Origin of the sequence: Paenibacillus sp. NPDC056933, from assembly GCF_042674385.1 — a bacterium.
Lineage (GTDB): Bacteria > Bacillota > Bacilli > Paenibacillales > Paenibacillaceae > Paenibacillus.
The window spans coordinates 747,851-772,123 of record NZ_JBHUQN010000001.1 but is presented as its reverse complement, the minus strand read 5'-3'; the positions used below and the strand labels follow the sequence as shown (position 1 = coordinate 772,123).

Annotated in this window: 22 protein-coding genes and 1 riboswitch; of the genes, 5 read left to right on the top strand and 17 right to left on the bottom strand. The window is 48.8% G+C overall.

The features are described 5' to 3' along the window. Window positions 1-79: 79 nt before the first annotated feature. Window positions 80-1,477, bottom strand: coding sequence for an L-cystine transporter (locus ACFTRD_RS03350; RefSeq protein WP_062326839.1), 1,398 nt, complete (start codon window positions 1,475-1,477; stop codon window positions 80-82). 333 nt (window positions 1,478-1,810) lie between these two features. Between ACFTRD_RS03350 and ACFTRD_RS03345 the strand changes: the two genes are divergently transcribed. Next, complete coding sequence (locus ACFTRD_RS03345) at window positions 1,811-3,511, top strand: methyl-accepting chemotaxis protein (protein WP_379377727.1); 1,701 nt, start codon at window positions 1,811-1,813, stop codon at window positions 3,509-3,511. A 147-nt stretch (window positions 3,512-3,658) separates the two neighbouring features. Here the strand turns inward: ACFTRD_RS03345 and ACFTRD_RS03340 are convergent, their stop codons facing one another. From ACFTRD_RS03340 to cobD, 11 genes are all read right to left on the bottom strand, one after another. Next, entirely contained in the window at window positions 3,659-5,200 is a 1,542-nt protein-coding gene (locus ACFTRD_RS03340; RefSeq protein ID WP_379381154.1) for a cobyric acid synthase, read from the bottom strand. 60 nt (window positions 5,201-5,260) lie between these two features. Further along, the gene (gene cobS, locus ACFTRD_RS03335; protein WP_379377726.1) at window positions 5,261-6,151 is read right to left on the bottom strand and encodes an adenosylcobinamide-GDP ribazoletransferase; all 891 of its coding nucleotides are present in this window, start codon (window positions 6,149-6,151) and stop codon (window positions 5,261-5,263) included. Beyond that, on the bottom strand, window positions 6,148-6,708 hold the full coding sequence (gene cobU / locus ACFTRD_RS03330) for a bifunctional adenosylcobinamide kinase/adenosylcobinamide-phosphate guanylyltransferase (protein WP_379377725.1): 561 nt from the start codon (window positions 6,706-6,708) through the stop codon (window positions 6,148-6,150). Before cobU ends, cobS begins: the two co-directional genes overlap by 4 nt. Then, window positions 6,705-7,835 carry a nicotinate-nucleotide--dimethylbenzimidazole phosphoribosyltransferase gene (gene cobT, locus ACFTRD_RS03325; protein WP_379377724.1) on the bottom strand — a complete coding sequence of 377 codons (1,131 nt, stop codon included), beginning with the start codon at window positions 7,833-7,835 and terminating at the stop codon, window positions 6,705-6,707. The genes cobU and cobT overlap by 4 nt, the downstream gene beginning before the upstream one ends. Window positions 7,836-7,884: 49 nt before the next feature. After that, entirely contained in the window at window positions 7,885-8,691 is an 807-nt protein-coding gene (locus tag ACFTRD_RS03320; protein ID WP_379377723.1) for an ABC transporter ATP-binding protein, read from the bottom strand. Continuing rightward, complete coding sequence (locus ACFTRD_RS03315) at window positions 8,688-9,734, bottom strand: FecCD family ABC transporter permease (protein ID WP_379377722.1); 1,047 nt, start codon at window positions 9,732-9,734, stop codon at window positions 8,688-8,690. Before ACFTRD_RS03315 ends, ACFTRD_RS03320 begins: the two co-directional genes overlap by 4 nt. Next, window positions 9,731-10,735, bottom strand: coding sequence for an ABC transporter substrate-binding protein (locus ACFTRD_RS03310; protein ID WP_379377721.1), 1,005 nt, complete (start codon window positions 10,733-10,735; stop codon window positions 9,731-9,733). The genes ACFTRD_RS03315 and ACFTRD_RS03310 overlap by 4 nt, the downstream gene beginning before the upstream one ends. Before the next feature lie 201 nt (window positions 10,736-10,936). Next, a riboswitch (cobalamin riboswitch) is annotated at window positions 10,937-11,073 on the bottom strand. Between the two features lie 165 nt (window positions 11,074-11,238). Beyond that, window positions 11,239-11,886, bottom strand: a complete 648-nt coding sequence (locus ACFTRD_RS03305; RefSeq protein WP_379377720.1) for a histidine phosphatase family protein — start codon at window positions 11,884-11,886, stop codon at window positions 11,239-11,241. Next, window positions 11,877-12,857, bottom strand: coding sequence for an adenosylcobinamide-phosphate synthase CbiB (gene cbiB, locus ACFTRD_RS03300; RefSeq protein ID WP_379381152.1), 981 nt, complete (start codon window positions 12,855-12,857; stop codon window positions 11,877-11,879). The genes ACFTRD_RS03305 and cbiB overlap by 10 nt, the downstream gene beginning before the upstream one ends. A 44-nt stretch (window positions 12,858-12,901) precedes the next feature. Continuing rightward, window positions 12,902-13,747, bottom strand: a complete 846-nt coding sequence (locus tag ACFTRD_RS03295; RefSeq protein WP_379377719.1) for an adenosylcobinamide amidohydrolase — start codon at window positions 13,745-13,747, stop codon at window positions 12,902-12,904. Next, window positions 13,728-14,876 carry a threonine-phosphate decarboxylase CobD gene (gene cobD / locus ACFTRD_RS03290; RefSeq protein WP_379377718.1) on the bottom strand — a complete coding sequence of 383 codons (1,149 nt, stop codon included), beginning with the start codon at window positions 14,874-14,876 and terminating at the stop codon, window positions 13,728-13,730. Before cobD ends, ACFTRD_RS03295 begins: the two co-directional genes overlap by 20 nt. A gap of 211 nt (window positions 14,877-15,087) precedes the next feature. On the opposite strand from cobD, the gene lplA reads away from it, so the two are divergent. Both lplA and ACFTRD_RS03280 read left to right on the top strand, forming a co-directional pair. Next, entirely contained in the window at window positions 15,088-16,089 is a 1,002-nt protein-coding gene (gene lplA, locus ACFTRD_RS03285) for a lipoate--protein ligase (RefSeq protein ID WP_379377717.1), read from the top strand. Window positions 16,090-16,330: 241 nt separating this feature from the next. Further along, entirely contained in the window at window positions 16,331-17,134 is an 804-nt protein-coding gene (locus tag ACFTRD_RS03280) for a Cof-type HAD-IIB family hydrolase (RefSeq protein ID WP_379377716.1), read from the top strand. A gap of 139 nt (window positions 17,135-17,273) precedes the next feature. Here ACFTRD_RS03280 and ACFTRD_RS03275 read toward each other — a convergent pair whose 3' ends face one another. Further along, window positions 17,274-18,800: an NAD(P)/FAD-dependent oxidoreductase gene (locus tag ACFTRD_RS03275; RefSeq protein ID WP_379377715.1), complete on the bottom strand. Its 1,527-nt coding sequence runs from the start codon at window positions 18,798-18,800 to the stop codon at window positions 17,274-17,276. A 156-nt stretch (window positions 18,801-18,956) separates the two neighbouring features. Between ACFTRD_RS03275 and ACFTRD_RS03270 the strand changes: the two genes are divergently transcribed. Continuing rightward, window positions 18,957-19,526 (top strand): TetR/AcrR family transcriptional regulator, encoded by a 570-nt coding sequence (locus ACFTRD_RS03270; protein WP_379377714.1) that lies wholly within the window; start codon window positions 18,957-18,959, stop codon window positions 19,524-19,526. Window positions 19,527-19,648: 122 nt separating this feature from the next. Here ACFTRD_RS03270 and ACFTRD_RS03265 read toward each other — a convergent pair whose 3' ends face one another. After that, the gene (locus tag ACFTRD_RS03265; RefSeq protein WP_379377713.1) at window positions 19,649-20,587 is read right to left on the bottom strand and encodes a DMT family transporter; all 939 of its coding nucleotides are present in this window, start codon (window positions 20,585-20,587) and stop codon (window positions 19,649-19,651) included. A gap of 120 nt (window positions 20,588-20,707) precedes the next feature. Between ACFTRD_RS03265 and ACFTRD_RS03260 the strand changes: the two genes are divergently transcribed. Beyond that, a complete protein-coding gene (locus ACFTRD_RS03260) occupies window positions 20,708-22,129 on the top strand; it encodes an aminotransferase-like domain-containing protein (RefSeq protein ID WP_379377712.1) in 1,422 nt (473 codons plus the stop codon). 188 nt (window positions 22,130-22,317) lie between these two features. Here ACFTRD_RS03260 and ACFTRD_RS03255 read toward each other — a convergent pair whose 3' ends face one another. The 3 genes from ACFTRD_RS03255 to ACFTRD_RS03245 are packed head-to-tail and all read right to left on the bottom strand — an operon-like array spanning window position 22,318 to window position 24,183. Then, window positions 22,318-22,944, bottom strand: coding sequence for an ABC-2 transporter permease (locus ACFTRD_RS03255; RefSeq protein ID WP_379377711.1), 627 nt, complete (start codon window positions 22,942-22,944; stop codon window positions 22,318-22,320). Beyond that, window positions 22,937-23,806, bottom strand: a complete 870-nt coding sequence (locus tag ACFTRD_RS03250) for an ABC transporter ATP-binding protein (RefSeq protein WP_379377710.1) — start codon at window positions 23,804-23,806, stop codon at window positions 22,937-22,939. Before ACFTRD_RS03250 ends, ACFTRD_RS03255 begins: the two co-directional genes overlap by 8 nt. Further along, complete coding sequence (locus ACFTRD_RS03245; protein WP_379381150.1) at window positions 23,803-24,183, bottom strand: GntR family transcriptional regulator; 381 nt, start codon at window positions 24,181-24,183, stop codon at window positions 23,803-23,805. Before ACFTRD_RS03245 ends, ACFTRD_RS03250 begins: the two co-directional genes overlap by 4 nt. Window positions 24,184-24,273: the final 90 nt, after the last annotated feature.

Genomic DNA, 24,273 nt, shown 5'->3' with positions numbered 1-24,273 from the left:
ACCCGAAGGACGGCTGATCCAGCTTATGGTAATTACACATCCACCTGCATGTCAGAGGTGAAAAGTAAGCCCGAATCCATTACGCCTGAACGGCGGAATCCAGATCATGGCTTTGATCATTGAATGTATCCTGATCGTTTTCTTTCAGAATTTTGCTGGATACGAGACCTGCGGTCATCGAATCGTTCACGTTCAACGCCGTACGGCCCATGTCGATCAGCGGCTCAACCGAGATCAGCAAGCCTGCCAAAGCTACCGGCAGGTTCATCGTGGACAACACGATCAGGGAAGCGAAGGTTGCCCCGCCGCCCACACCGGCTACGCCGAATGAACTGATCACGACCACCAGGATCAGAGTAATGATGAAGTCCCAGCTCATCGGGTCGATCCCGACCGTAGGAGCAATCATGACCGCCAGCATGGCCGGATAGATCCCGGCGCAGCCGTTTTGACCAATCGTAGCCCCGAAACTTGCCGACAGGTTCGCAATCCCGTCCGATACGCCCAGTCTCTTCGTTTGTGTCTCCACGTTAAGCGGAATCGCTGCCGCACTTGAACGGGATGTGAAGGCAAATATCAGCGTTGGCAGAACCTTTTTCACATACGTAATAGGATTGAAGCCAAACAGGGAGATAATAATCAGGTGGATGATGAACATGACGATCAACGCCACGTAGGAAGCAATGACGAATTTGATCAGCTTCAGAATCTCATCCGGGTTCGTTGTTGCGGTTACCTTCGTAATCAGTGCCAGAATCCCGTAAGGGGTCAGCCTCAGCACCAGTGTTACAATCCGCATAACCACCGCATATACCGCATTAACCATGCCGCGGAACGTTTCCGCCTGCTGTGGTTTTTTGCGATCCAGTCCCAGTACTGCTACTCCGATAAAGGCCGAGAAAATAACAACAGCCAGCGTGGATGTACGACGTTCTCCGGTCATATCCGCGAACGGATTTGACGGAATGAACTCCAGTACTTGCTGTGGAATCGTCTGATCCTTCACGTCAACGAGACGTTCCTCCATCTTCTGCCCCTGGGCAAGCTCTCTGTCTCCACCCTCAATCTCAATGGAAGTCAGGTTGAAGCTCAAGCTCGTCACAATGCTCACGCTTGCGGCAATCGCCGTCGTGATGAGCAGGATGGCGATAATCGAAAGGCTCATTTTGCCAAGATTCTGCTTGCCCTTCAAATTCATGATGGCCGAAATGATGGAAACCATAATCAATGGAATCACGACCATTTGTAACAAACGAACATATCCTGAACCGGCCAGATTAAACCAATCGACCGACTTGGTAATGATGTCAGAATCAGATGTGTAAATCAGTTGCAGAATGACGCCGTATACGACTCCAATGCCTAGACCCGCAAATACACGCTTCGTAAAGGAAACATGTTTCTTCTGCATCCAGAACAGGACACCCAGAAGAGCGAGCATAACCACGACATTCAAAATGATTAAAAAGGTATTCATTTGTATAAATCCTCCTCAGTGTGAGTAACCGGATATTCGGTTTTCTACTCGCTCAAAAGCGATATTCAACAATATATCACATAACAAACTATTCTGGTAGGTATTAATTGATATTATGTAATATGTATGTAATTAATTCATCTATTTCTGAAAAAAATACACGAAATCGTGAAAATTATAGTATTCAACCTCAGGTTAATTTTGTAATATAGGTATATCCGCTTATTCCCAAGTTTTCTCAACGTGAAAATTAGGCCTTTCTTCGTTGGTATTTAGTCTTACGATGACGGAAAAGCGACAATGTTAATGAACATGACGTGAAAGGATGATTATATGTTTCGAAATCGCACCGTTGCCGGTAAAATCAGAGGCACATTGTTCCTCGTTTTGCTGGTTGCTTCCCTGTTGTTCAGTATCAGTTTCTACGCCGTGTCCATGAATATCATGCAAAGCTACGTGCTTCCGCAGTTCGACAAGGTCCTTAATACGTCCATTCAGGATATATACAAGAATACATCCGCCTCCAAAATATTGCAGGTGCAAAGTGGCGGCGCGGGTTCGGATGGAGCGGCACTGACCGTTGAATCCTATTTGGCTGGTAAAGCAAAAGAGCATAATTTGGACGCGGCCTATGTTGTAGCTGTCCAGGAAGATAAAGCTACCGTTGTGATCGCGAACGCCTCCTCAGGCATGAAAGCCGGAGATGAAATAGACGTAGACGCAGCAATGAATACAGCCACTGAGAAGAAAGAAATGGAAATCAGCGAGGTTTATTCCGATTCCTTCGGTGTACATAAAGCAGCCTTTATCCCAATAGCAGGAAGTAACATGATCATGGCTGTAAGTATGGATGCACAGTTCATCCAGGACAAAATTGCCCAGATTTTCTGGTTATGCCTCGGTATTACGGCATTGGTCTTTGTGCTTGGATGGCTTATCTCGACAAGCATGATCAAAAGAGTAACCAAACCGATCATCCAGCTCGTTCAACATAGCAAACAGATCTCACAAGGTGACTTGACCGCAGAACTTCAGATTAGAGGCAAGGATGAAATCGCACAGCTCGCTTCAAGCTTCCAGACAATGACTCATAATTTGAAAGAAATGATTAGCCGTGCCCTCTCTACGTCCAATGAGGTTGTGGAAGGCTCCAATGATCTGCTCAAGCGGGTTGAATCCATGTCCAATATGGTGAAAGATTCCAGCCGTTCTGCTGAGAGTGTGGAGAAAGGCAGTGAAAGTATCGCTTCCAGCGCAGCCGAAAATGCAAGAGCCATGGAAGAAATTACGCAGGGCATTATGCATATTGCCTCTTCTTCTGCCGAAGTATCCGAGCAAATCGGAGATGCTGCGACCGAAGCGGTTAATGGTAACCGTCTGGCTCAGGATGCCATTCAGCAAATGGAACGTGTGGGTCAGACCGCAAACGAATCTCTGCGTTATGTGGAAACAATGAACGAGCGTTCGATCGCCATAGGTACCATCGTTCAATCCATTTTTGAAATCACGAAACAGATCAACATGCTGTCCCTCAACGCTTCCATTGAAGCAGCACGCGCTGGAGAGCATGGACGCGGGTTCGCGGTCGTTGCCGGAGAAGTACGCAAGTTAGCTGAACAATCCAAGACAGCTACAGAGGAAATCTCCGACTACTTGAGTACCATTCGTGAAGATGCCGAACGTTCGGTTGATGCCATGAATCGGGTTACCCAGGAGATTGGATCAGGTTCTCATGTGGTGCAGCAGGCAGGCTCCGCGTTCCAGCAGCTTAACGAATTGATCCAGAACGTAAATCTGACGATTCAGACGGTATCCGCATCTACTCAGCAAGTATCTGCCGGAGCTGAAGAAGTCAGTGCATCCGTGGAAGAAACGGCTCAGATTACGTCCAAGTCCCGTCAAAGCATGCAGCAAATTGCTTCTACAGCGGATCTTCAACTCAGCGAGATGGATTCACACTCGAACACCGTTCGCCATCTGCATGAACAAGCCGTAGAACTGCAATCCGCCATGAAGAACTTCAAAATAAACTAACAGGTATACCATTAACCCATCATTCCCACATTTAATCAAATCATATCATCAGAATATGCAAATACCCCCATGTTCAGTATCGTTCCAGGTTATAAGGAACGGCTGCACCATGGGGGTATTCTTTTGGACAATATGCTGGGACGCATCTTATTCAGGTGCCTGAACACCCATAATCTCGTACACACGCTGCATATCCAATGAAGAGCGTAATGATTCGGCTACACGGTCAAACTCCATTTCCTTGCGTTCCCGGGAACTGTACGTCTCCAACAGCGGAGCAAGCCCTTTTCCTTCACGAAGACCATTAAGCCACGAACGCCGGAACTGATCACTTTCAAACAAACCATGCAGGTACGTTCCCCACACTTTGCCGTCCATTGTGCCCCAGCCTTCATTGAAGGGCTGACCACCCGGATGGGCGATTTCGAACAAGGCAGTTACACGTTCAGGATCATGACACTCGGTAACACCCATATGAATCTCGTAACCTTCGATGGACAACGAGCTTGCTGTAACGCTTTCCTCGTGCAAACGAATTGGATGAAGGCCGTGTACATGCCCGGAGGCTCTTACCGTTTGTTTGTTCAGGAGAAACGTTGTAGAGAGTGGAAGCCATCCAAGCCCATTCGCTTCCTGAACCTGATTCGCTTCAACAGCGAAGGGGTCCTTGAGATGTTGCCCAAGCATCTGGTACCCACCACATATGCCCACAAGTTGAACATGTTCACGCTCTGTCTGGCTGGCAATCGCTTGCTCCAGTCCGGAAGCACGTAGAAATGCCAGATCTCCAATTGTATCCTTCGTACCCGGAAGCAGAATGGCATCGGGATGCCCCAGTTCATCGGGAGAAGTCACGTATCGCACATTCACATCCGGTTCCCGGGAAAGTGCGTCAAAATCAGTAAAGTTGGAAATACGCGGATAACGAATCACCGCAAGGTCAAGCTCCTGCTGACCGGATTTGCCGTGACGCATCGAGTCGAGCACCACCGAGTCCTCCGCTTCGATCTGAATATCGCTTATGTAAGGTAATACGCCTAGTACGGGAATGCCTGTCCGTTCTTCGAGCCAGTCCAACCCTGGCTGCAGCAAGGATAGATCGCCACGAAACTTGTTAATGATGAACCCTTTCACACGCTGAGCCTCATGTGGCTCAAGCAGCTCCAGTGTGCCTACAATGGAGGCAAATACGCCGCCACGATCAATATCCGAGATCAGAATGACCGGAGCATCTGCCCAGCCCGCCAAATTCATGTTAACGATATCCCGATCCTTCAGATTGATCTCCGCAGGACTTCCGGCGCCTTCCATTAGTACGATATCATACGTCCCACGTAACCGATTCAGCGCATCCATGACCGTCTGTTTGGCTTCGGGCAGAAAATACTGCCGATAGTCCCACGCACTCATCTGTGCGAGAGGTACACCGTGCACCACAATCTGGGAATGCATATCCCGTATCGGCTTGATCAGAATCGGATTCATGTCCGTCGTCGCTTCAATGCCGCACGCCTCAGCCTGCGCTCCCTGGGCTCTGCCGATTTCCTTGCCGTCTTCGGTGACGTAGGAATTCAAAGCCATATTCTGTGATTTGAACGGTGCTGGCCTGAAGCCATCCTGCTTAAATATCCGGCACAAGGCCGTCGTAATTACGCTTTTCCCCACATCCGATGCCGTTCCTTGCAGCATTAATACTGCCGCCGTTTGTGCAGACGTACCTTCCACGTTCCCTCACCTCAGCTCTCAGCGTTATATTAAAAAGAATCCCTGCAACAGACTAAGTACGGTTAGCAGTGCAGCCTCCAGTAACTCATTCATGGCTCCATACGTATCCCCTGTAAGTCCACCCAGCCTTTCGCTGATGCGCCCGGCAACGAATCTGCCTATCACGTATCCAGCCAGTGGCACCGAGATAATCGCTGCAACGGGATATAACCACCATGGTAACGTCCCCAATCCATTCTCCGTCGCAAGCAACTGGAACATGGTTGTATCCGGCTGGAATATCCATACCGCCGCCAACGTGATAACTCCTGCCAGAAGGGTCAGCCCTATCGCAGAGCTGCGTGTACGCTGGACTTCCCTCCGCTCTCCCAATCCCTTGAACAGGACAGCAAGTCCATCGTCCTTGCGGGCATTCGGCCAAGCCGCCATGGCATACACCATGAACCAGCGGCTCCAGATCATCGGCAGGATGAGCAAAGCTCCGTAGGCCCAGTTGCCACGTGCGATAAAATCAGCAATCAAAGCTGCTTTCATCATCAACAGCAGGACACAAGCGATCACGCCCATGGCCCCCACACGACTGTCTTTCATAATCTCCAGCATTCGCTCACGGGTGCGATAACTGAGCAGCCCGTCTGCCGTATCCATCCAACCATCCAGATGAAGACCCCCGGTTAACCATACCCATAGCGTCAAGGTTAATACCGCTGCCGGAAACGATGGAAGCAGCGCACCCGTCAGGGCTCCGCCCAGCCAGACACACAATCCGATGGCCGCACCGACCAGCGGGTAGTACACCACACTCTCCCGCAATAATGGCGGGACGAAATCAAGCTGCATTTTTACCGGGAAACGGGACAGAAATTGAAAAGCGGCCGCAGCCGCATGTTTTTGTTCAACGTCTCCTTTACTCATAAACGGTACTCCTTGCTTTTCAGCTCAATCGCAATACCCACAGTCACCAGAAACACTTCCCGGCTAATCGCGGCAATCCGCTGATTGAGAATACCTGCCAAATCCCGATATCTTCGGCCGAGCGCATACTCGGGTACAATGCCATCGCCCACTTCATTGGTGACAAGCACAAGTAGACCCGGATACGACTGAATGGCTGCTACCAGCGCATCCATATGATCGTACAGCACCTGCTCAGGTTCATGTTCATGAGCTAACAGCACATTGGTCAACCACAGTGTCAGACAATCCACCAGAATGGTCGGTGCAGACGCACCCATATGGGACTCTCCCATTCGTGTAATTAATTCAGGCAATGCCAGTGGCTCCTCCACCGTATGCCACAGATATCCTGCTTCATCCCGCTGGTTCTGGTGCAGACGTATACGCTCGCGCATCTCGTCATCATAGGCCTGAGCTGTCGCAACATACCAGGCCTCAGAAGATCGCTGCATACAGAGGCGCTCGGCAAATGAACTCTTTCCACTCCGCGCCCCACCCGTCACAAGTACACTCATGGAGATACCTCTCCTTGAACGGATGAACCAGGAGAAGCGGATGAAGCATCATTAGGTTGAGTTTCCGTCGTGCCGTCCGACACCCCAGCACTTGCAAATGTCGCCATCTCGTTCAGAATGCGACATGACGCATCTATCAGATGAAGACTAAGAACGCCTCCGGTACCTTCACCCAATCGCATGTCGAGATCCAGCATGGGCTTCAGACCAAGTTCACAAAGCAACGCGGCATGTCCACTTTCATGTGATGTGTGGGAAGCAATCATATATTCTGTACTCACTGGAGCCAGCTGTCTGGCAATTAATGCGGCAGCGGTGGAGATAAATCCATCCACAACAACAGGGCATCCGTTTGCAGCAGCCGCAAGAATTACACCCGTCAGTCCGGCAATCTCCAGTCCACCCACTTTGCACAATACATCGAGTGCATCTCCTGCATCGGGAGCATTCACGCTAAGAGCCTGGCTGACCACAGCGGCTTTGCGCTGCAAACCGGCATCATCCACACCTGTTCCCCGACCCACCGCTGAAGCAGGAGCTGTCCCGGTTAATGCACACATCACCGCAGCGCTTGCAGTTGTATTCCCGATGCCCATCTCTCCGGTGACAAACAACTGTGTTCCCTTCTCTACCTCAGCCGAGACCACTTCAACTCCTGCAAGAATGGCCTCAATCGCTTCGTCACGGGTCATCGCAGCACCCTTCGCCATGTTGGCTGTGCCTTTGCGAACTTTGCGTGAGACCAGGTCCGGATGATCCAGATCGGCATTCACGCCGATATCCACACAGATTACATTCGCTCCAGCGTGGCGCGCAAGGACATTGACAGCGGCTCCTCCAGCGAGGAAATTCAGCACCATCTGCGGAGTTACCTCAGCAGGAAAAGCACTAATCCCTTCTTCAACCACCCCATGATCCGCAGCCATAACGATGACAGCTCTTCGATCAAAGCACGGCCGAGCCTTACCGGTGATCCCCGCAAGGCGAATAACCAGCTGTTCCAGCTTGCCCAGACTGCCGGGTGGCTTCGTTAATGCATCCACATGTGCAGAGGCTTCAGCCGCGACTTCTTGATTAGGACCCACGATCCGACCCATTAACTGTTTCAACACCTGTTCATTATTCATACAGCCAGCACTTCCTTCATCAAGATATGGGGGTCGCCCCCCGCTTCACTCACTTCTTCTCCCGCCTCAGCAGCAGCTGTGGCAATCCATTGTCGGGATGACTCACCATGGCCGGGCTCACATGGAATATCCTGTAGATGTTCTCTTCCGTCATCAACGAATGGGGTGTACCATTCCCTACGCATGTCCCGTCACGGAGTGCCAGAATATGATCGCAAAATTGGGCGGCCAGGTTCAGATCATGCAGCACCGCCACAATTGTAATATGATTTTTTTGACGCCACGCTGATAATAACTCCATGAATTGCAATTGATATTTGATATCGAGAAAGGTAGTTGGCTCGTCAAGCAGCAACAGTCTGGGCTCCTGGGCCATGACTTTGGCAAGAGCAACACGCTGCCGCTGCCCGCCACTAAGTTCATCCAAAGGCCGTTCGGCCATGTCACTCAAGCCCAATTCTTCGAGTACCCGGTCGACCACTGCCGCTCCATCCGCCGGTTCCTTTCCGAACCAGTTCTGGTAAGGATATCGACCCATCTCAACAACATCCCTTACGGGATAAGAGATGGCCGGGAGACCATCCTGCTGCAATACGGCAATCATGCGTGACAAGTCTTTACGAGTGTATGAGGAAATGTCCCTTCCATCAATCTGAATGCGGCCTGCGTTCGGCTGTTCGGTTCCGGCAAGGAGTTGAAGCAAGGTTGATTTGCCACTGCCATTCGGACCCACAACGCCCCACCATTCACCCTCTGTGACTTGCCAGTCCACCGCATGCAGCGCCCGATGATTACCATACATTTTCCCTGCTCCCGTGACTTCGATCAATGGCATGCTCTCGCTAAGGTCTGTCATGGCATCATCCCTTTCCGCAGCTTTTTGTTCCGGTGCAGCAGATACGCGAAGAATGGCGCTCCAACAAAGGCCGTAACTACACCCAGCGGAATTTCGGTCGGCGCCAGTAATGAGCGTGCAATTGTGTCTGCCCAGACCATGAAGATGGCCCCACCAATCGCGGACAAAGGCACCAGCAAGCGATAATCAGGCCCAACGATCAGCCGAAGAATATGCGGAATGACCAATCCAACGAAACCAATTACGCCGGATACGGAGACTGCACCTGCCGTAAGCAGCGTACCCACTGCAAGCACGGACAGCTTCAATCCATCCACCCGAACCCCGATATGCGCGGCCTGACGCTCCCCGAGGGCAAGCACATTCAATGAACGCGCACGACTCCAGAGGAAAATCAGTCCCAACACAAAATACGGGAAAAGGATGGCCGTATACGACCACCCACGCAGTGCCAGACTTCCCATCGTCCAGTATATAATTTCATTAATGGTCTGTTTCGACATCGTCGACAGGAAGGAAACGACTGCTCCCAGAAAACTTTGCATGACCACACCAGCCAGAATCAGGCTGTGTGTCGGTATTTTGCGTCCCTCACGAGCGAGGGCCAGCACAAACCATAATGTGATTACTCCCGTCAGAAACGCGACCAGTGGCAAGGTCCAGATCCCGATCAGCGCATACTGCAATCCGAAAAAAATCAGAAAAGCCGCACCCACCGATGCACCGGACGATACGCCCAAGGTAAACGGATCAGCCAGAGGGTTACGAAGAACCCCCTGGAATCCCGTTCCGGCAATCGCCAGTGATGCACCTACAAGTACGGCCAGCAGTACGCGTGGGAACCTGACTTTCCATATAATCTGTTCTGCTGCTGTATTCCAGTCAGGAACAATCCAGTTGCCCAGCCAGGGAATGCGATGAAGCAGGATGCCTGCAATGTCCCGGACAGGCAGGGCAACCGAACCGATGCCAGTGCAGATGAGCACTGTCAATACAAGCAGCACAATCCCGGCCATTCCGTACACTGCCAGCTTCTTACTCATTTGAACAGGTCAGGGTAGATCGCTTTGGCTACTTCTTTCAGACCTTGGGTTACCCGTGGTCCCGGACGGCTCAGCAGGTTGGCATCCAGGCCGATGACTGCATCGTTTTTCACAGCCGTGATTTGATCCCAGCCGCTGCGGGCTTTGATGATTTGATCCAGTGTTTTGGAATTTTCATCAATGACATCATTCGCATACAGAATAACGTCCGGATTGGAAGCAATAACATTCTCTTCGTTAATTTCATACCAACCGTCTTTGTCGGAAGCTATGTTGGTACCTCCGGCCAGTGTAATCAATTCATCCATGAATTCACCTTTACCTACAGTCCAGCCTGGGGAGAATTCCACATATACTTTTTTCTTTTCTTCCGGTTTAACCGCCTTCACAGCTTCAGTCACATCAGACACGTCCTGTTTCATCTGGGTGATGATCTCCTGTGCCTTTTCCTGATGATCCGTAATTTTACCAAAGGTTTCAATGTTGGTCATCACATCATCAACTGATTTGGGATTTGTTTTGAAAATGGTAATGCCCAAATCGCGCAGTTTCTTCACAGACTCTTCGCTCATCGAAATACCTGTAAATACGATGTCTGCTTCAGCTGCAATGATTGATTCTTCGTTAGGCTTCGTTATGCCGCCCATTTTTGGTTTTTTCGTTGCTGCTTCCGGATAATCGTCATAGTCGGATACCCCTACGATCTGCTCGTCCAATCCGAGTGCAAACAGGGATTCCGTTTCAGCCGGTGATACAGATACAATTTTGGCTGGCGCTTTGTCAAACGTAAACGATTCACCTGTAGCATCGGTAACTGTGATTGGATATTGTGTTTTGAGATCCGTTTGTGCCTGTCCTTGGGATTGCTCCTGTGCAGGTTGCGAGCTTCCTGTTCCCTCGTTCGTTGTCGTTGTACCACATCCGGCCAAAGCCAGTGCCAGCATCGCTGCGCTTAGCAAGGACGCCGCACCTTTCCATGTCTTGAAATTCATTGTGTTCATTCTCCCCTTCTCTGTTCATTCTAGTGAGTAGTGCTCCTGTCCCAATTCCGCTTGAATTTGTGTTCCGAAAAAATAAAATCCCCAATCCTTAGGTCAGGATCAGGGATGACGTCTCGCATGTGGCGATCTGCACATGGTCAGCTTGGCGCTGTATATGCACAGAAAAATGCCCGAAACGCTGTCCTTTCCTCGAAGGAACACCGGTTTAAAACGTCCAGGGCAGGTAACCTGACTTACAGGAATTCATCCTGATTTACAGTGGCGGGACCGTGCCGGATTTACACCGGCTTCCCTATTTCACCCGTTTGCCGTTCATGGCCTCATATAGGCCCATAAAACATTGCTGCATGCACGCGGGACCCTTGGTCGCTGATATTGTTTAACCATTCAAGTGAGCATTCTGCATCTTGGCAGGGCTTACCGCTCCTGTATCCGATGATGCACTTGCTAAGTCACACTTCTGTTGTGATTATAGGTTATATTGTACATCCTTACAACCCGATTTACGGAAAAGTCAATCTGGTCCCAATCCAGCTATCCCCATCGCCATCCAGACGGATCTTTATCGCTTGTCCTGGTATCACCTGCGTATCCCAGAATCCCTGATCCGGAATGAGACGTGATACCATATAACGAATAACACCGCCATGCGTAATCACAGCTACCTTTGGCATGTTTATGCTGCGAGAATGCAGCATCGGTGAAAAGGACAACAGGCGCTCCTCCAGGAATAATTCAATTCGCGCAGAAAATGCCTTCCAGGACTCGCCCTTCGGGGGCGTCACCTCCTGCGGGGCATCAATCCAGTCTCGGTACGTTGGATTATCTTTGAGCTGTTCATAGGTCAGCCCCTCCCACTTACCAAAGTCGATCTCCCTTAGGCGGGGATCAAGCTTGGCTTGTCCCGCTTGAAACGGTGCAATGTTTGCGAGTGTCTGCTGACAACGCAGCAAATCACTGCAATACAGGGCGTCCCAGATGACATTGCTAAACTGCTTGCGCAGCGGAGTTAGCTCTTGTTCTGCCTCCGGCAACAGACTGATGTCGGTATGCCCGAGATATCTTTTTTCCAAGTTCCACGCCGTAGTACCATGACGTATGAGAATAATCTCTCGGCTTTGCGTTGCACCTTGTCCAGCAGTTATGTCCATGGCAGTGTACCTCCAACAGCCCATATCCCGAAGGTGACCAGCCAACATAATAAAACAAAAGAACTTGCCGACCAAAACATTAGTCTTGTCGTGCGCACGATATCTTCTGCTTCCATCCGCCTTGTAGGCTCACCCATATAAGCCCGAAATGAAGCCACGCCATGATACACGTTATGTCCACCAAGTCTGATACCCAGCGCTCCGGCCACCGCCGACTCGGGAAAACCGCTATTGGGACTCGGATGCAGCCTTGCATCCCGGGATACCATGCGCGCTGCACCTCTGGCATCCATCTTCATGAACCAGGCTCCCATAATCAACAGCAAGGCGGTAAGCCGTGCGGGAATCCAGTTGGCCCAATCATCCAGGCGGGCAGATGCCCAGCCAAGATGAAGATATTTTTCATTTTTATAACCTACCATCGAATCCAGTGTGTTCACGGCCCGGTAGGCCATGGCAAGCGGTGCACCACCAATCAGCGCATAGAACAGTGGAGAAACAATGGCATCCACGATATTCTCGGCAACCGTCTCCACCGTTCCCCGCACAACCTCCGGTTCATCCAGATGGGCCGTATCACGTCCCACAATCATACCCAGTGAACGTCTCGCCGCAGGCCAATCCTGTTGACTCAGATGGCGGTAGACTTCCATACCTGCGTCTTTCAAACCTTTGGAAGCAATGGTGGTTGCAATCAGCACGACTTCTGCCACAATCGCAACGACAGGATGGATGAGACCCAGCAGGTAGACCAAGCCCCAAGTCACTGCAAAAGAACCGCCTGCAATCAAAACGGGAAATAATACGCCTGCCCTTTTGATAGCCTGGTTCGAGTCTACCCGCGACCTTATCACTCGCTCCAGCGCAGAGATGGCCTTACCCATGCCAATCACCGGGTGAGGAATCCAGCGCGGATCTCCAATGCAGCGATCCAATATGTATGCTCCTACAATAATCCAGGCTCCAGCCATTCCCATCCAGAACGGCCAAGAAGCCCATTGATGCAGCAGAGATGTCATGGCTTGTTACTCCCCTCTTTCCACTCCTGCGCGGCTTGCAGGCTTTCCGTTATCGTGTCATACACCAGCCTGCCGATGGCTGCACCCATGACCGTAGCCGTACCGGCGTAACAGATGAGGGGTCTTTCTTCTTCTGACTGACTCACCGCGAGCACGATGGCATCCGTTGTTGTTCCGGTTGCGGTCAGACCATTCTCTGAATCCACCACACCAAAATCAGCTAACGCAGCTGCCTTCGCTTCTACCGCGGTCTGAATGGCATTCACCATCGCTCCAGCGGTCATACGCCCATTCATCCACAGCATGATATTGATCGTACCGGGAGTGTAGCTTAAAACCGAACTCCTCCCATATTTCTGAGGCATAGTCTCATGCCCTGTCTCATTTCCGATCTCATTCCCTGCAGCATCAAACACAGTTCTAGCAGAACCTGCCCGCGCAGCGTTGGATACCCCTGCTGTAGTGCAGCAAAGTAATCCAAACTCATCGCTTTTGTATTCCTGGATGGCTGTGTGCTTCAATCGAACCGCAGTCAGAAGTCCCGCGCATTGATCCTGTTGCTCTTGCCATTCACTCAATAGATCGGCAATATCACGAGGTGGATCGTCACAGCGATAATGTCTGTCCACATAGATGTTAAATATGCGGTCCAGTTCAATCATGCCGCCTCCATACACAGCACTTGAAAGTGCTTTTACAACAGAGGGGCTTGACGCTTTAATATGCCGTTCATATGCAGAGATCCTTAGCCCCGGCCACACAGAAGATCTGTATTCGGCATGGGTATGGTCTGTTTGTACATCGGTGCATCGTTTATAAATATCAAAGAATGGCAGTACCATCGTTCTGTCCTCCTGCTTCTGATCCGGTAGACGTTTTAAGCCCGATTATATCTCCCATTGTTCCCAGCAAACGTCCGTTAGCCTCCGCGTCCTTAATCGCAAAGCGTACATGACGTTCCCCTAGTCCCGGATACATTGAGCAGCTTCGGATCAGTATCCCGCGTTCACCCAGAGCAGCCTGCATCGATGCTGATGTCCACGGCTCTGGCAAAGCAGCCAATATAAAGTTGGCTTCCCCTGGCGTCACCTTACATCCCAAAGCCTTCAGGCCTTCCGTTAATCTCTTCTGCTCGTGTGTTACCAGCACCATGGTCTCCTGTTCAAAGCTTTTTCCACTCCTCAGACAAGCTTCTCCTGCAATCAGCGCCAGCCCATTCACACTCCAGGTGACCTGCTTCTCTGTCATGGCATGAATCAGTTCGGGACGCCCCAGCGCATACCCCAGACGCAGGCCTGGAATCGCATAAAACTTGGTCATGGAGCGGATGATGATTACTTGCGGATACTCTTTCAAGCTGGGTGCAAGCGATTGCCGCTGTGAATCAGGAATAAAATCGATAAATGCCTCATCGACAACCAATATTGTGCCTGTTGCCTCTGCTTTACGTGCAAGCCGTTGCAGAATGTCCACCGGATACTGTACCCCATTCGGGTTGTTGGGCTGTCCAAGGAAGAGCAGGTCCACTCGCTCCATCAGCTTCTCAATATCTTCCGGTTCTGCTCGCCAGTCCAGTTCTTCCCGTCCTTGAACATGGTGGACTTCTGCTCCAAATTGTTTGGACAATGCACTGTACTCCGAAAAACCAGGTTCTACCGTACCTACTCTACGCGGCGCGATTCCAAGTAAGATCAGAGCCATGCTTTCTGCCGCCCCGTTACCCACAGATATGTGATCCGGGGTTAAACCCAGTCGGTTACTGAGCAATCTTTTGAACGCACGATGACCCGGGTCGGGGTAACGAAGTACCATATGCAACCCTTGTTCCAGAGCCTCCAGCACTTCACGAGGTGGCCCCAGAGGGTTAATGTTCGCGCTAAAATCGAGGAAATCCGCAGCATTCCCTCCAAAACGTGCCGCGGCTGTCTCCACATCACCGCCATGTCCAAAAACCTCAATTAAACTGGTCATCCTGTCCGTCATCCTTTCTGCATGTCCTATTTATTATGGATGGCTTGGCAGGCAGGGGTCAATCCTGATTTGGCTATTCAAGCCCTTTGCGGCTTCAATTTCTTTGTGTCCTTTCGACAATTCGTTTACAATAGAGAAGGAATTTCGATTCCGTAAAGCATCACTACATAAGGGATACGCATCCCTCACATACATTAATGGAGGAATGACCATGCTGTTTGTTGATAACCAGGGCATTACAGATCCTTCTGTAAACCTCGCCATTGAGGAATACATTCTGAAGCATCTGCCGATGGATGACAGTTACTTGCTGTTTTACATCAACCGCCCGTCCATTATTATCGGAAAACACCAAAATACCATTGAAGAGATCAACATCGAGTATGTTCAGGATAACGGTGTTCAAGTTGTACGTCGTCTCTCAGGAGGCGGAGCGGTATACCATGATCTGGGCAACCTTAACTTTAGTTTTATTACAGCCGATGACGGGCAATCCTTCCATAACTTCCGCAAATTCACCCAGCCTGTGGTGGAAGCCCTGCAAGAGCTTGGCGTGAACGCCGAACTGACAGGACGCAACGATCTGCAAGTCGGAGAAAAGAAAATTTCGGGCAACGCCCAGTTCTCTACGCGCGGTCGCATGTTCAGTCACGGTACGTTGATGTTCAACCTGAATCTTGATCATGTTCAGGCTTCGCTCAACGTTAACCCGGAGAAGTTCAAGTCCAAGAGCACCAAATCCGTGCGCAGTCGGGTTGCCAACATTCGTGATCTGATTGACAGCAATCTGACCATTGAACAATTCCGGGACGAGCTGCTGCGTCATATTTTCCGTATGGAGCCACAGGACGTTCCTCAATATGAACTCACGGAGAAAGATTGGGACAAAATCAAGGAAATCTCCGCCGAGCGTTATAGCAACTGGGATTGGAACTATGGCTTGTCACCGGAGAGCAATGTGAAACATACACGCAAATTCCCTGTCGGCATCATCGATTTGCGCATGAATATCAAAGATGGACGCATTGAAGATGTCAAAATCTTCGGCGACTTCTTCGGCGTAGGCGACGTAGCGGATATCGAGAACATGCTGCGCGGCAAGCGTTATGAGGAATCCGAGGTGCGTACTGCACTTGAGGGTCTGGATGTAAAACATTATTTCGGCAATTTGGAGCTGGAGGACTTTATTGGCCTCATTTTCCTGGAAGAGTAGGATTTAGATGTAAATATAGTTTTAGAACGAAGTCTAAGATTACACGTTAACGGAGAAGACAGAATTCATCGGGAGAAGCGAAGTGTTCGCCTTTATCAACGGATTTCCCCTTAGGGGAATGGAATCAAAAATCCGGGGATAACAGCGATCGAAAGATGAATCTGTATTCGGAGTGGCCTCGTGTAAAACTTATTTTTTTGTTCATTAGTATAGATACAGATAAAAAAGGAGAGAAACACAGATGACCTACAAATTAATCGCAATCGATATTGATGATACCCTGATTAACGATAACAAGGAAGTAACGCCTGCAACACAGACTGCCCTGGAACAAGCGGTTGCCCATGGTGCGGTTGTAACACTAGCAACTGGACGTGCTTATGCTTCTGCCCAAGCACTAGCTCGCCAAACCAAGCTGAACGTGCCCATCATTACGTATCAAGGCGCTTTGGTGAAAAACTTGCTGGACGAAAAAGTACTCTACGAGCGCTACGTTCCACAGGACGCTTCCCGCAAATTGTACGACTACTGCTTGGAGCATAACCTGCACCTGCAAACGTACATTGACGACAAGCTGTACGCCCGTGAAGAAAACGACAAGCTGCGTGACTACGCCAAACTGAATGGTACTCAGTACCACATCGAACCGGATTTCATCAAAGTGATCGAGCAAAAGACACCAAAACTGCTCATTATCGATGAGCCAGACTATTTGGATCAAGTTGCTGTAGAGCTTCGTGAATTGCTCGGACCTGAAGTGCACATCACCAAGTCCAAGCCATATTTCCTTGAAATCATGCACCACGAGGGAACGAAAGGTCATGCCCTTACGTTCCTGGCAGATCACTTCGGTCACCAATTGAGCGAGTGCATTGCCATCGGGGATTCCTGGAATGACCACGAAATGCTGGAAGTCGCTGGTTTGGGTGTAGCGATGGGGAATGCCATCCCTGCTCTGAAAGAGCTGGCGGACTACATTACCGCGAGCAATAACGAAGATGGCGTAAAGCAGGTTATTGAGAAGTTTGTATTGAACGCGGAGTAAAAATAAAGTAGTTATAATAATAAGCCAGGATGCCACAATGATTTGTGGTTCCGGGCTTGTATGTTTTGCCTTCTTCCCTTTATTTCATATCGGCATAACAATATGAGAAGTTTCCCTGCACGCACCGCTTTCCAGTGTCTTACTTGCTCATGGCATGCTGAAAAGACTCCAGCAGTTTCTTGATTCGACCATCAGACTCCAACTGAAAAGACGGAAGGATCTCATCTATTCTTTGCTGAAACCGCTCCGGATCTTGTACACCAAGCTCTGCTCTTAACTCCAATTCTTCTTCGGAACCGTTGTCATTCAGGATCATGTTCAGGACGTCCCCTTTAAAAAATTCACTTGGAGGAAGAATTAAGGCATTCATCAGGAACTGCATAAAAAAGAGATGATTATTGTTTTCCTGACTCGCCTTTTTCACAGCCTGCTTCGTAAACAAATTGATATATTTCTGAGCAAAAGCAACCCCTCTCAGTTGGGATGACCCAACATGTTCAACTCCTTTCCAACGCAGATCGGCCACAGAGCTAAGCCACCAGGCCGGTTCGATTTCCCGCTGCATACGAAGCAGCACTTGACGCTCAAACTGCGGCTCAGGATGTATTCGCTGCTCATCCAAACATCTTCCTAGGGTCTCGGCTTCCATTGCGGCAATGGTCATGCCTTGGCCATGGATCGGATCGAAGCTGCAAAATGCATCGCCAAGGACGAGTAATCCGGAGGGCCAATTCTCCATGAGTTCAAAATGTTGACGGACAGACTCGGAAATACGGTATCCCCGCGGACCTTGAAAAGGCTCCAGCTGGTTTGCCAACGCTACGATTTCATCCGAAGCAAACAGATGCTTGATTTGCTCTTGGAACTCATCCGGATGGGTTGAAGGATATTCATCTCCTCCTGCGTTGAACAGTAATAGTCCAGCAATATCATTTTCAATGCGCCACAACATGCCTGCACGAATTCCTTGCACAGGATCGGATTCTGTTATCACCGTTCTCCATTCATTTTGAATAGAGGATGGTATTTTATAATAGCGGGTGCTGTAACCAAGAGACACCTTCAGCACTTCCGGCTCAGGCACGGACAACCCTATCTGTTCAAGCCATCTGATCAATTTGGAAGAACGTCCTGAGGCATCAATCACCATATCCGCTGCAAGCATTTCCTCCCGATTATCCCGGCCTCTTTCTTTAGTATACACACCTGTAATGGAACCCCGATCTTCTGACGTCATTAGCCCGGTAACTTCCGTACTCGTTAAGAAGCTTATATGATCTATGTTCTGGACTCGCCGACGCAGTACCCATTCCAGCAGGGCTCTGCTGCTCGATGCAATTTTGAATGAAGAAGCAGCATTCGCCTTATTGACTAATGTGCCGTATCGATTGGCAACCATAAACTTCTCTTCCTGTGAAGGAATGGCGCCAAGCGTGACCAATTCGTCATTGTACCCGGGAAAGTAATGTTCCAGAATGATTCCACCGCGTGGTAATACACGATGTGGATGAAAGGACTGAGGTACACCCTGCCGATTGGCTGGCTCAGCAGGTAACTCATCTCGCTCAATAATGCATACCTCATCATAATAATCAGATAACATTCTTGCAGTGATTATCCCTGCTATCCCTGCCCCGATCACCACAGCTTTTTTCATGTCAGACATCGCAACTCCACCCTTTCTACACGATCATATTTCACCTATATTTGTAGTACTACCAAAAAATTACTTATAATATCAGTATACATTTGGAGTCTCGTATTAAGTAAGAATCAATATAAGGATATTATATAGCTAAACTACAATAAGGAAATGGTGTAGATGAAAAATAATGGTAAAAAGCTTGATTTGAGAGTTACCCGCACTCATAAATTGTTAACGATGGCGCTTATCGATTTGTTATGCCAAAAAGGTCAACTTTTCAGCAACATCACAATCACTGAAATATGTGACAAAGCTATGGTCCATCGAACAACGTTTTACAAACATTTTGAGGATAAATTTGCTCTATTGTCTTTCACCTTAACTCAGATTCTCCAGGATTATTTACAAATAGATGTAAATGAGCGAATAAAGGAGCCTCTACAAAGCATATCTAAAATCCTGTTCGGAAGTGTACTGGAGACGATCGTTCAGAACCAAAAGAAGGATGAAGTGTTTAACAACTTTTTCATTAAATATATAGGAGAAATATTCAGACAAGATTTTCTGGAATTAAAGCAAAGGGGTAAATACTATTCTCTACCCATAAAACTTGTAGCAGAGTTTCACTCAGGGGTGATTAGTTTGCTTGTCGCATGGTGGATACACCATTTCGAGGATGACGTTACGGCAGAACAGATGGATCACTATTATTACCAATTGGTGAACGAAAAAATATGGTTGGAATAGATTTTAGCTCAATCTAAAATCAAGGAATGATGTTTAGATTGAGCCTCTAAGGTTAACCAGAACAAGTTGAATCAAACGGTTTGAGTTAGCTCATTCCTGTATATTACAGAATTGAACTTCACCTATTTTAAAACAGATTCGGAAGGCTGAATCAATGCACTCGCACGTTTTCCCTTCTTCAACCAGCCCATTACTTTCTCATTCATCGCCAGCAAACCCGAAACAATGAGAGCAACGCCAACCCACGTAACCCAGCTTACATGTTCATTGTAGAGAACAGCACCCAGACCAACCGCAATCGGTGGGGAAATGTATAACCATGTCGCCGGGAACAGAGGGTTAGTGCGAGACATAATCCAATAAAACAAGCTGTGCCCGACCATCGAACCAACTACCGTCAGATAGATCAGGGATGACACCGCTGGCACCCAATCCAGTCCACTTGTGCTCCATGACTCCGTCACCGCCGAAAGCCCGGATAACAGCACTCCTCCGTACATCATTTGCACCGCATTGATCGCTACAGGATTAGCCTCCTTAAACTGGTTAATGACCTTTTTGGAGTACAAGGCACCTGCCGAATAACAGACCTCACCCACCAATACGGCAATACAGCCCCACAGCCACAGGGAATTGCCACCAATGGATACACCCGGCAACACGACGAGGATAACTCCGGCAAAACCGATCAGACAGCCTGCAATCATGCGCGCAGATGTTTTTTGGCGCAACAACGCTGTCTGCATTACCATAATCATGAGCGGCCCTGTTGCTGACAGAATCGCGCCCACACCCGAGCTTACATATTGTTCAGCCCAATATAAGGTGGCAAACGTACCAAACGTCAGTCCGGCCCCCGTCAAGAGCATCTCTTTCCGCCATAGTAAAGACAGATTCACTTTTCCTTTCATCCACATCCACGCAAACATTAGAGCACCTGCAATGATAAAGCGTAGTCCGGCCGACAGAAAAGGCGGTATGCCTGCCTCCACGCCAATTTTAATCGCCAGAAACGTTGTTCCAAAAATAAGACACATTACGGTAAATGCTACTGCAACCATGCTAGCCCCTCCTTCATCTGTTCTCCATCATATAGCATCGTCTACAGAACAGAGTGAATAAAACAGAACAGTTCGCTCTCATTTGCTGTTACAATAGAGTTCAAAAGGAGCGTGAGCCGGGTGGGCAAAACCATGTTGATGACAGATAACAGCCTTAAACTATATGAGCAAGTGGTACATTATCTGGTTGTACGGATCGAAGCCGGAGAGTGGAAAGAGCATGATAAGCTGCCGTCTGTGCGGAGCCTGTCTGAGCTGCTCGGTGTACATCGTCTTACCGTTTTCAAGGCTTACCAGGAATTAAAGGACCGTGGGAACGTTTACGTCAAGGATAAGTCCGGTTATTTTGTCAGTCCTGCCGCCCCTTCTCCTATGACGGATCAGGCCGATGACCCGGCAGTGTCTGCCTGGTTGCACTGGGATTCACTTGCCCGCGTGCACTCTCTGGAGGCGGAGTACCAATTTTCCAAATCATTAATCGACCCTGCCTTGCTGCCAAACCGCTATTGGGGAGAACTGATGCGGGATTTGCTGGATATATACCCCCGTCTGCTCGGTACATATTCCACGATTCAAGGAGATCTGGAGCTGCGAAGTGCCTTAGCAAGTCATCTCACGACCAAGGAACGCTTCTATATCTCGGCCGATGAAGTTCTTATCACTTCTGGTGCACAGCAGGCCATTGATGTCATCTCACGAAGTCTCGTCAGACCCGGTGACCGTGTGCTCATGGAGAGGCCAACGTACGGGCCTGCGATGGAAATTTTCCGCAAACAGGGCGCAAGGTTGATTTTTACCGATGTTCACCCGGAGGGTTATGATCTGGAACAGATTGAACGCCTGATGAAGCAGGAAAAGCCAAGAGTATTTTATATGACGCCGACCTTCCATAACCCTACAGGTATCAATATTCCTACCGAGCAGCGCAAACAGCTACCTGAGCTGGCGGAACAATACGGATGTTTTCTGGTGGAAGACGACAGTACCTACGATATCTATTTCAAGGAAAAACCTCCCGCGCCGATCTTCACATACGATACGACAGGTCATACACTCTATATTCGCAGCTATAGCAAATATGTCGTACCGGGTCTACGGATTGCCGCAATCATGTGTCGCCCCCGGTTTATGCCGGGATTACAGGCCGTAAAAGCACTGACGGATAACGGATCACCTCTGCTGAATCAGAAGCTTTTCCTCCGTTATTTTCAGTCCCCACGCATGCATCAGCACCTGTCCAAGCTGCGTACTGCCATTCAGCTACGGATGGAAGTGATGGAACACTGCCTTCAGGAAACAGAGTGGACATGGACCCGTCCCGAGGGTGGACTTAACATCTGGGTGGAGCTTCCGGAGGGAGTCGATACAGGGCGCCTGCTTCACCGATGCATGGAGCATTCTGTCGCTTTTGTGCCGGGAACAGTGTTCGATCCTTCCGATGCGGCCGCCAGTCGCAAGCTGCGCCTCTCCTTCTCCTATGCGCACGAGCAGCAGATCCGGGAAGGCATGAGCAGGCTGATTGCATTAGCTGAAAGTACGTGATGGCACGTTGCAAATTCTGCAAATGCAAATTAACGTATAGCTTTGTCTGGCAAGTTGAGAGGATGATGCATCTTGTGCAAACATAAAAAGTCGCCATATGGCGACTTTTTGAGCTCTGTTCATCTCGAATGCCAGACTAAACAGAAAGCTGATGTTTTTATTTTTTTTGAAATTCTTATTCATTCATCCTATAGATCCTTCCTTGCAAACAGACGGACCGTTACAAAATAGGAGGCAATGAATAATAGAAGAATGCAAACTGAAACCACAACATAAACCGAAGCACGCCCCATTCCGTTCTCTCCTGCCATACTCATGAGTGAGGCAACAGGTTGCGCTAAAATAATAAGAACGAACATGAATACCGTATTAATGATTCCGGCTCCCTTTTTACTAAGGGCGTAAAAAAGAGGCATGTAGATCGAAATTAATACAAGCACCATTCCAATCGAAATCAGGATGTCCAGTACCGATAAGTCAGGCTTGTTCAATTCAGGGAAAAGAACGTTAAGCAGCCAGTGAGCGCCAGACGAAGCGAAAACTCCAAAAAGTGTATAGAGAACGGCAGACAGATACTTCGCTTGCACAATGTTTCTGCGGCTGATCGGGAGCGTGACAAGAAATTTATGATTATGGTTTTTGATATCAATCATGGTTGCAAGCATAATTGAACCGAATGCGGTATAGATCCCTACAAAATACATCGACATTTCCACTGTCGGGATAAATGCGACACTGAATACAACAAAATAAAAAATAATCGTCCATAGTGAACTTTTCAAAGCGATATAATCTTTGCGAATCAAGTTAAGCATGATGCCGTTCCCCCTTGGCCGTAAAATAGATGAGATCTTCGAGTGAGGGTCTGTGTAAAAGAGCATCATTACCAAACAATCGTTCTACCTCCGCCCTGTTATCTGCCAAGCCTTCAAAACCGACCGCTGTCTCACGGATTCCAATGAATTGCCTTCGGGTGTCCGCATCAAGCAGCTTCATGTCCCCTTTTACGATCGTGTACCTTTCAAGCACATCATCCTTTGCTTCATTAAATATAATCCTTCCTTTATTGATGAACGTAATATAGTCTGCTATACGCTCCAAATCGGTTGTGATATGAGTAGAGAAAATAATGGATTTGGTCTCATCCTGTATCATATCTGCAAGCAGGTCAAGCAGTTCTCTCCGAAACACAGGATCAAGCCCGGATGTCGGCTCATCCATGATAAGCAGCTCTGCATCGTGAGATAAAGCGACAGCCAGTGAAAATTTGATTTTCATGCCTTTGGATAGTTCCTGAATCTTCTTTTTGGGAGACAATTCGAATTGCTCCAGATAGCTGTTAAATTGCTTTTCATCCCATTTCTTATAAAAGGGAGCAATCATGCTTTTCATTTCACGTATCGTAAGATGCTCATAATAGAAACATTCATCTGAAACAATACCAATGCGCTCCTTAACGCTAACTTCCTGAGTAGGGATCGCGTTTCCCAACGTTCTGATGCTCCCGGAGTCTGGACGAATCAATCCGGTAATCAGGCTGATCAGTGTGCTTTTCCCCGCCCCGTTAGGTCCGATAAGTCCGGTAATATACCCTTGTTTTACATCCAAAGATATCTGATCCAGTTTGAATAAGGGGTACGTTTTCGATAGGTTGCGCAATTCAATTGCGTTCGTCATGTGTTTTCCTCCTCCACTAACAACGTAAAATGCTTAATTACTTCCTGAGCACTCATGCCCAGTTCCTTGCTCTCACGAAGGATATCGAGCATTTTCTCTTCCATTCGCTTCAGCCGCTGTTCCCGAATAAAATCCTGATTGGCCCCGGAGACAAAACTGCCTTTGCCTACGACAGAATCAATCAGCTTCTCTTTCTCCAGCTCCTCATAGACACGTTTGGTTGTAATTACACTCACCTGGAGATCCTTCGCAAGTTGACGGATTGAGGGCAGAGTCTCCCCTGCAGCCAGTTCCCCGCTTAAAATGCTCTGTCTAATCTGGGTCAGGATCTGTATGTAGATCGGATCGCTTGATGCATTGGATATTAGAATTCTAATGTTACCTCACCTCATGATCATAATTCAGTCGCTTGCGCACATAGTGTATATATAAAATATACACACTATACACACTTTTAGTCAATGGTT

Bases quoted from the DNA above. Each gene is read 5' to 3' on its own strand.
- ACFTRD_RS03350 (WP_062326839.1), bottom strand. From the start codon at position 1,477: ATGAATACCTTTTTAATCATTTTGAATGTCGTGGTTATGCTCGCTCTT.
- ACFTRD_RS03345 (WP_379377727.1), top strand. From the start codon at position 1,811: ATGTTTCGAAATCGCACCGTTGCCGGTAAAATCAGAGGCACATTGTTC.
- ACFTRD_RS03340 (WP_379381154.1), bottom strand. From the start codon at position 5,200: ATGCTGCAAGGAACGGCATCGGATGTGGGGAAAAGCGTAATTACGACG.
- cobS (WP_379377726.1), bottom strand. From the start codon at position 6,151: ATGAGTAAAGGAGACGTTGAACAAAAACATGCGGCTGCGGCCGCTTTT.
- cobU (WP_379377725.1), bottom strand. From the start codon at position 6,708: ATGAGTGTACTTGTGACGGGTGGGGCGCGGAGTGGAAAGAGTTCATTT.
- cobT (WP_379377724.1), bottom strand. From the start codon at position 7,835: ATGAATAATGAACAGGTGTTGAAACAGTTAATGGGTCGGATCGTGGGT.
- ACFTRD_RS03320 (WP_379377723.1), bottom strand. From the start codon at position 8,691: ATGACAGACCTTAGCGAGAGCATGCCATTGATCGAAGTCACGGGAGCA.
- ACFTRD_RS03315 (WP_379377722.1), bottom strand. From the start codon at position 9,734: ATGAGTAAGAAGCTGGCAGTGTACGGAATGGCCGGGATTGTGCTGCTT.
- ACFTRD_RS03310 (WP_379377721.1), bottom strand. From the start codon at position 10,735: ATGAACACAATGAATTTCAAGACATGGAAAGGTGCGGCGTCCTTGCTA.
- ACFTRD_RS03305 (WP_379377720.1), bottom strand. From the start codon at position 11,886: ATGGACATAACTGCTGGACAAGGTGCAACGCAAAGCCGAGAGATTATT.
- cbiB (WP_379381152.1), bottom strand. From the start codon at position 12,857: ATGGCTGGAGCCTGGATTATTGTAGGAGCATACATATTGGATCGCTGC.
- ACFTRD_RS03295 (WP_379377719.1), bottom strand. From the start codon at position 13,747: ATGGTACTGCCATTCTTTGATATTTATAAACGATGCACCGATGTACAA.
- cobD (WP_379377718.1), bottom strand. From the start codon at position 14,876: ATGACCAGTTTAATTGAGGTTTTTGGACATGGCGGTGATGTGGAGACA.
- lplA (WP_379377717.1), top strand. From the start codon at position 15,088: ATGCTGTTTGTTGATAACCAGGGCATTACAGATCCTTCTGTAAACCTC.
- ACFTRD_RS03280 (WP_379377716.1), top strand. From the start codon at position 16,331: ATGACCTACAAATTAATCGCAATCGATATTGATGATACCCTGATTAAC.
- ACFTRD_RS03275 (WP_379377715.1), bottom strand. From the start codon at position 18,800: ATGTCTGACATGAAAAAAGCTGTGGTGATCGGGGCAGGGATAGCAGGG.
- ACFTRD_RS03270 (WP_379377714.1), top strand. From the start codon at position 18,957: ATGAAAAATAATGGTAAAAAGCTTGATTTGAGAGTTACCCGCACTCAT.
- ACFTRD_RS03265 (WP_379377713.1), bottom strand. From the start codon at position 20,587: ATGGTTGCAGTAGCATTTACCGTAATGTGTCTTATTTTTGGAACAACG.
- ACFTRD_RS03255 (WP_379377711.1), bottom strand. From the start codon at position 22,944: ATGCTTAACTTGATTCGCAAAGATTATATCGCTTTGAAAAGTTCACTA.
- ACFTRD_RS03250 (WP_379377710.1), bottom strand. From the start codon at position 23,806: ATGACGAACGCAATTGAATTGCGCAACCTATCGAAAACGTACCCCTTA.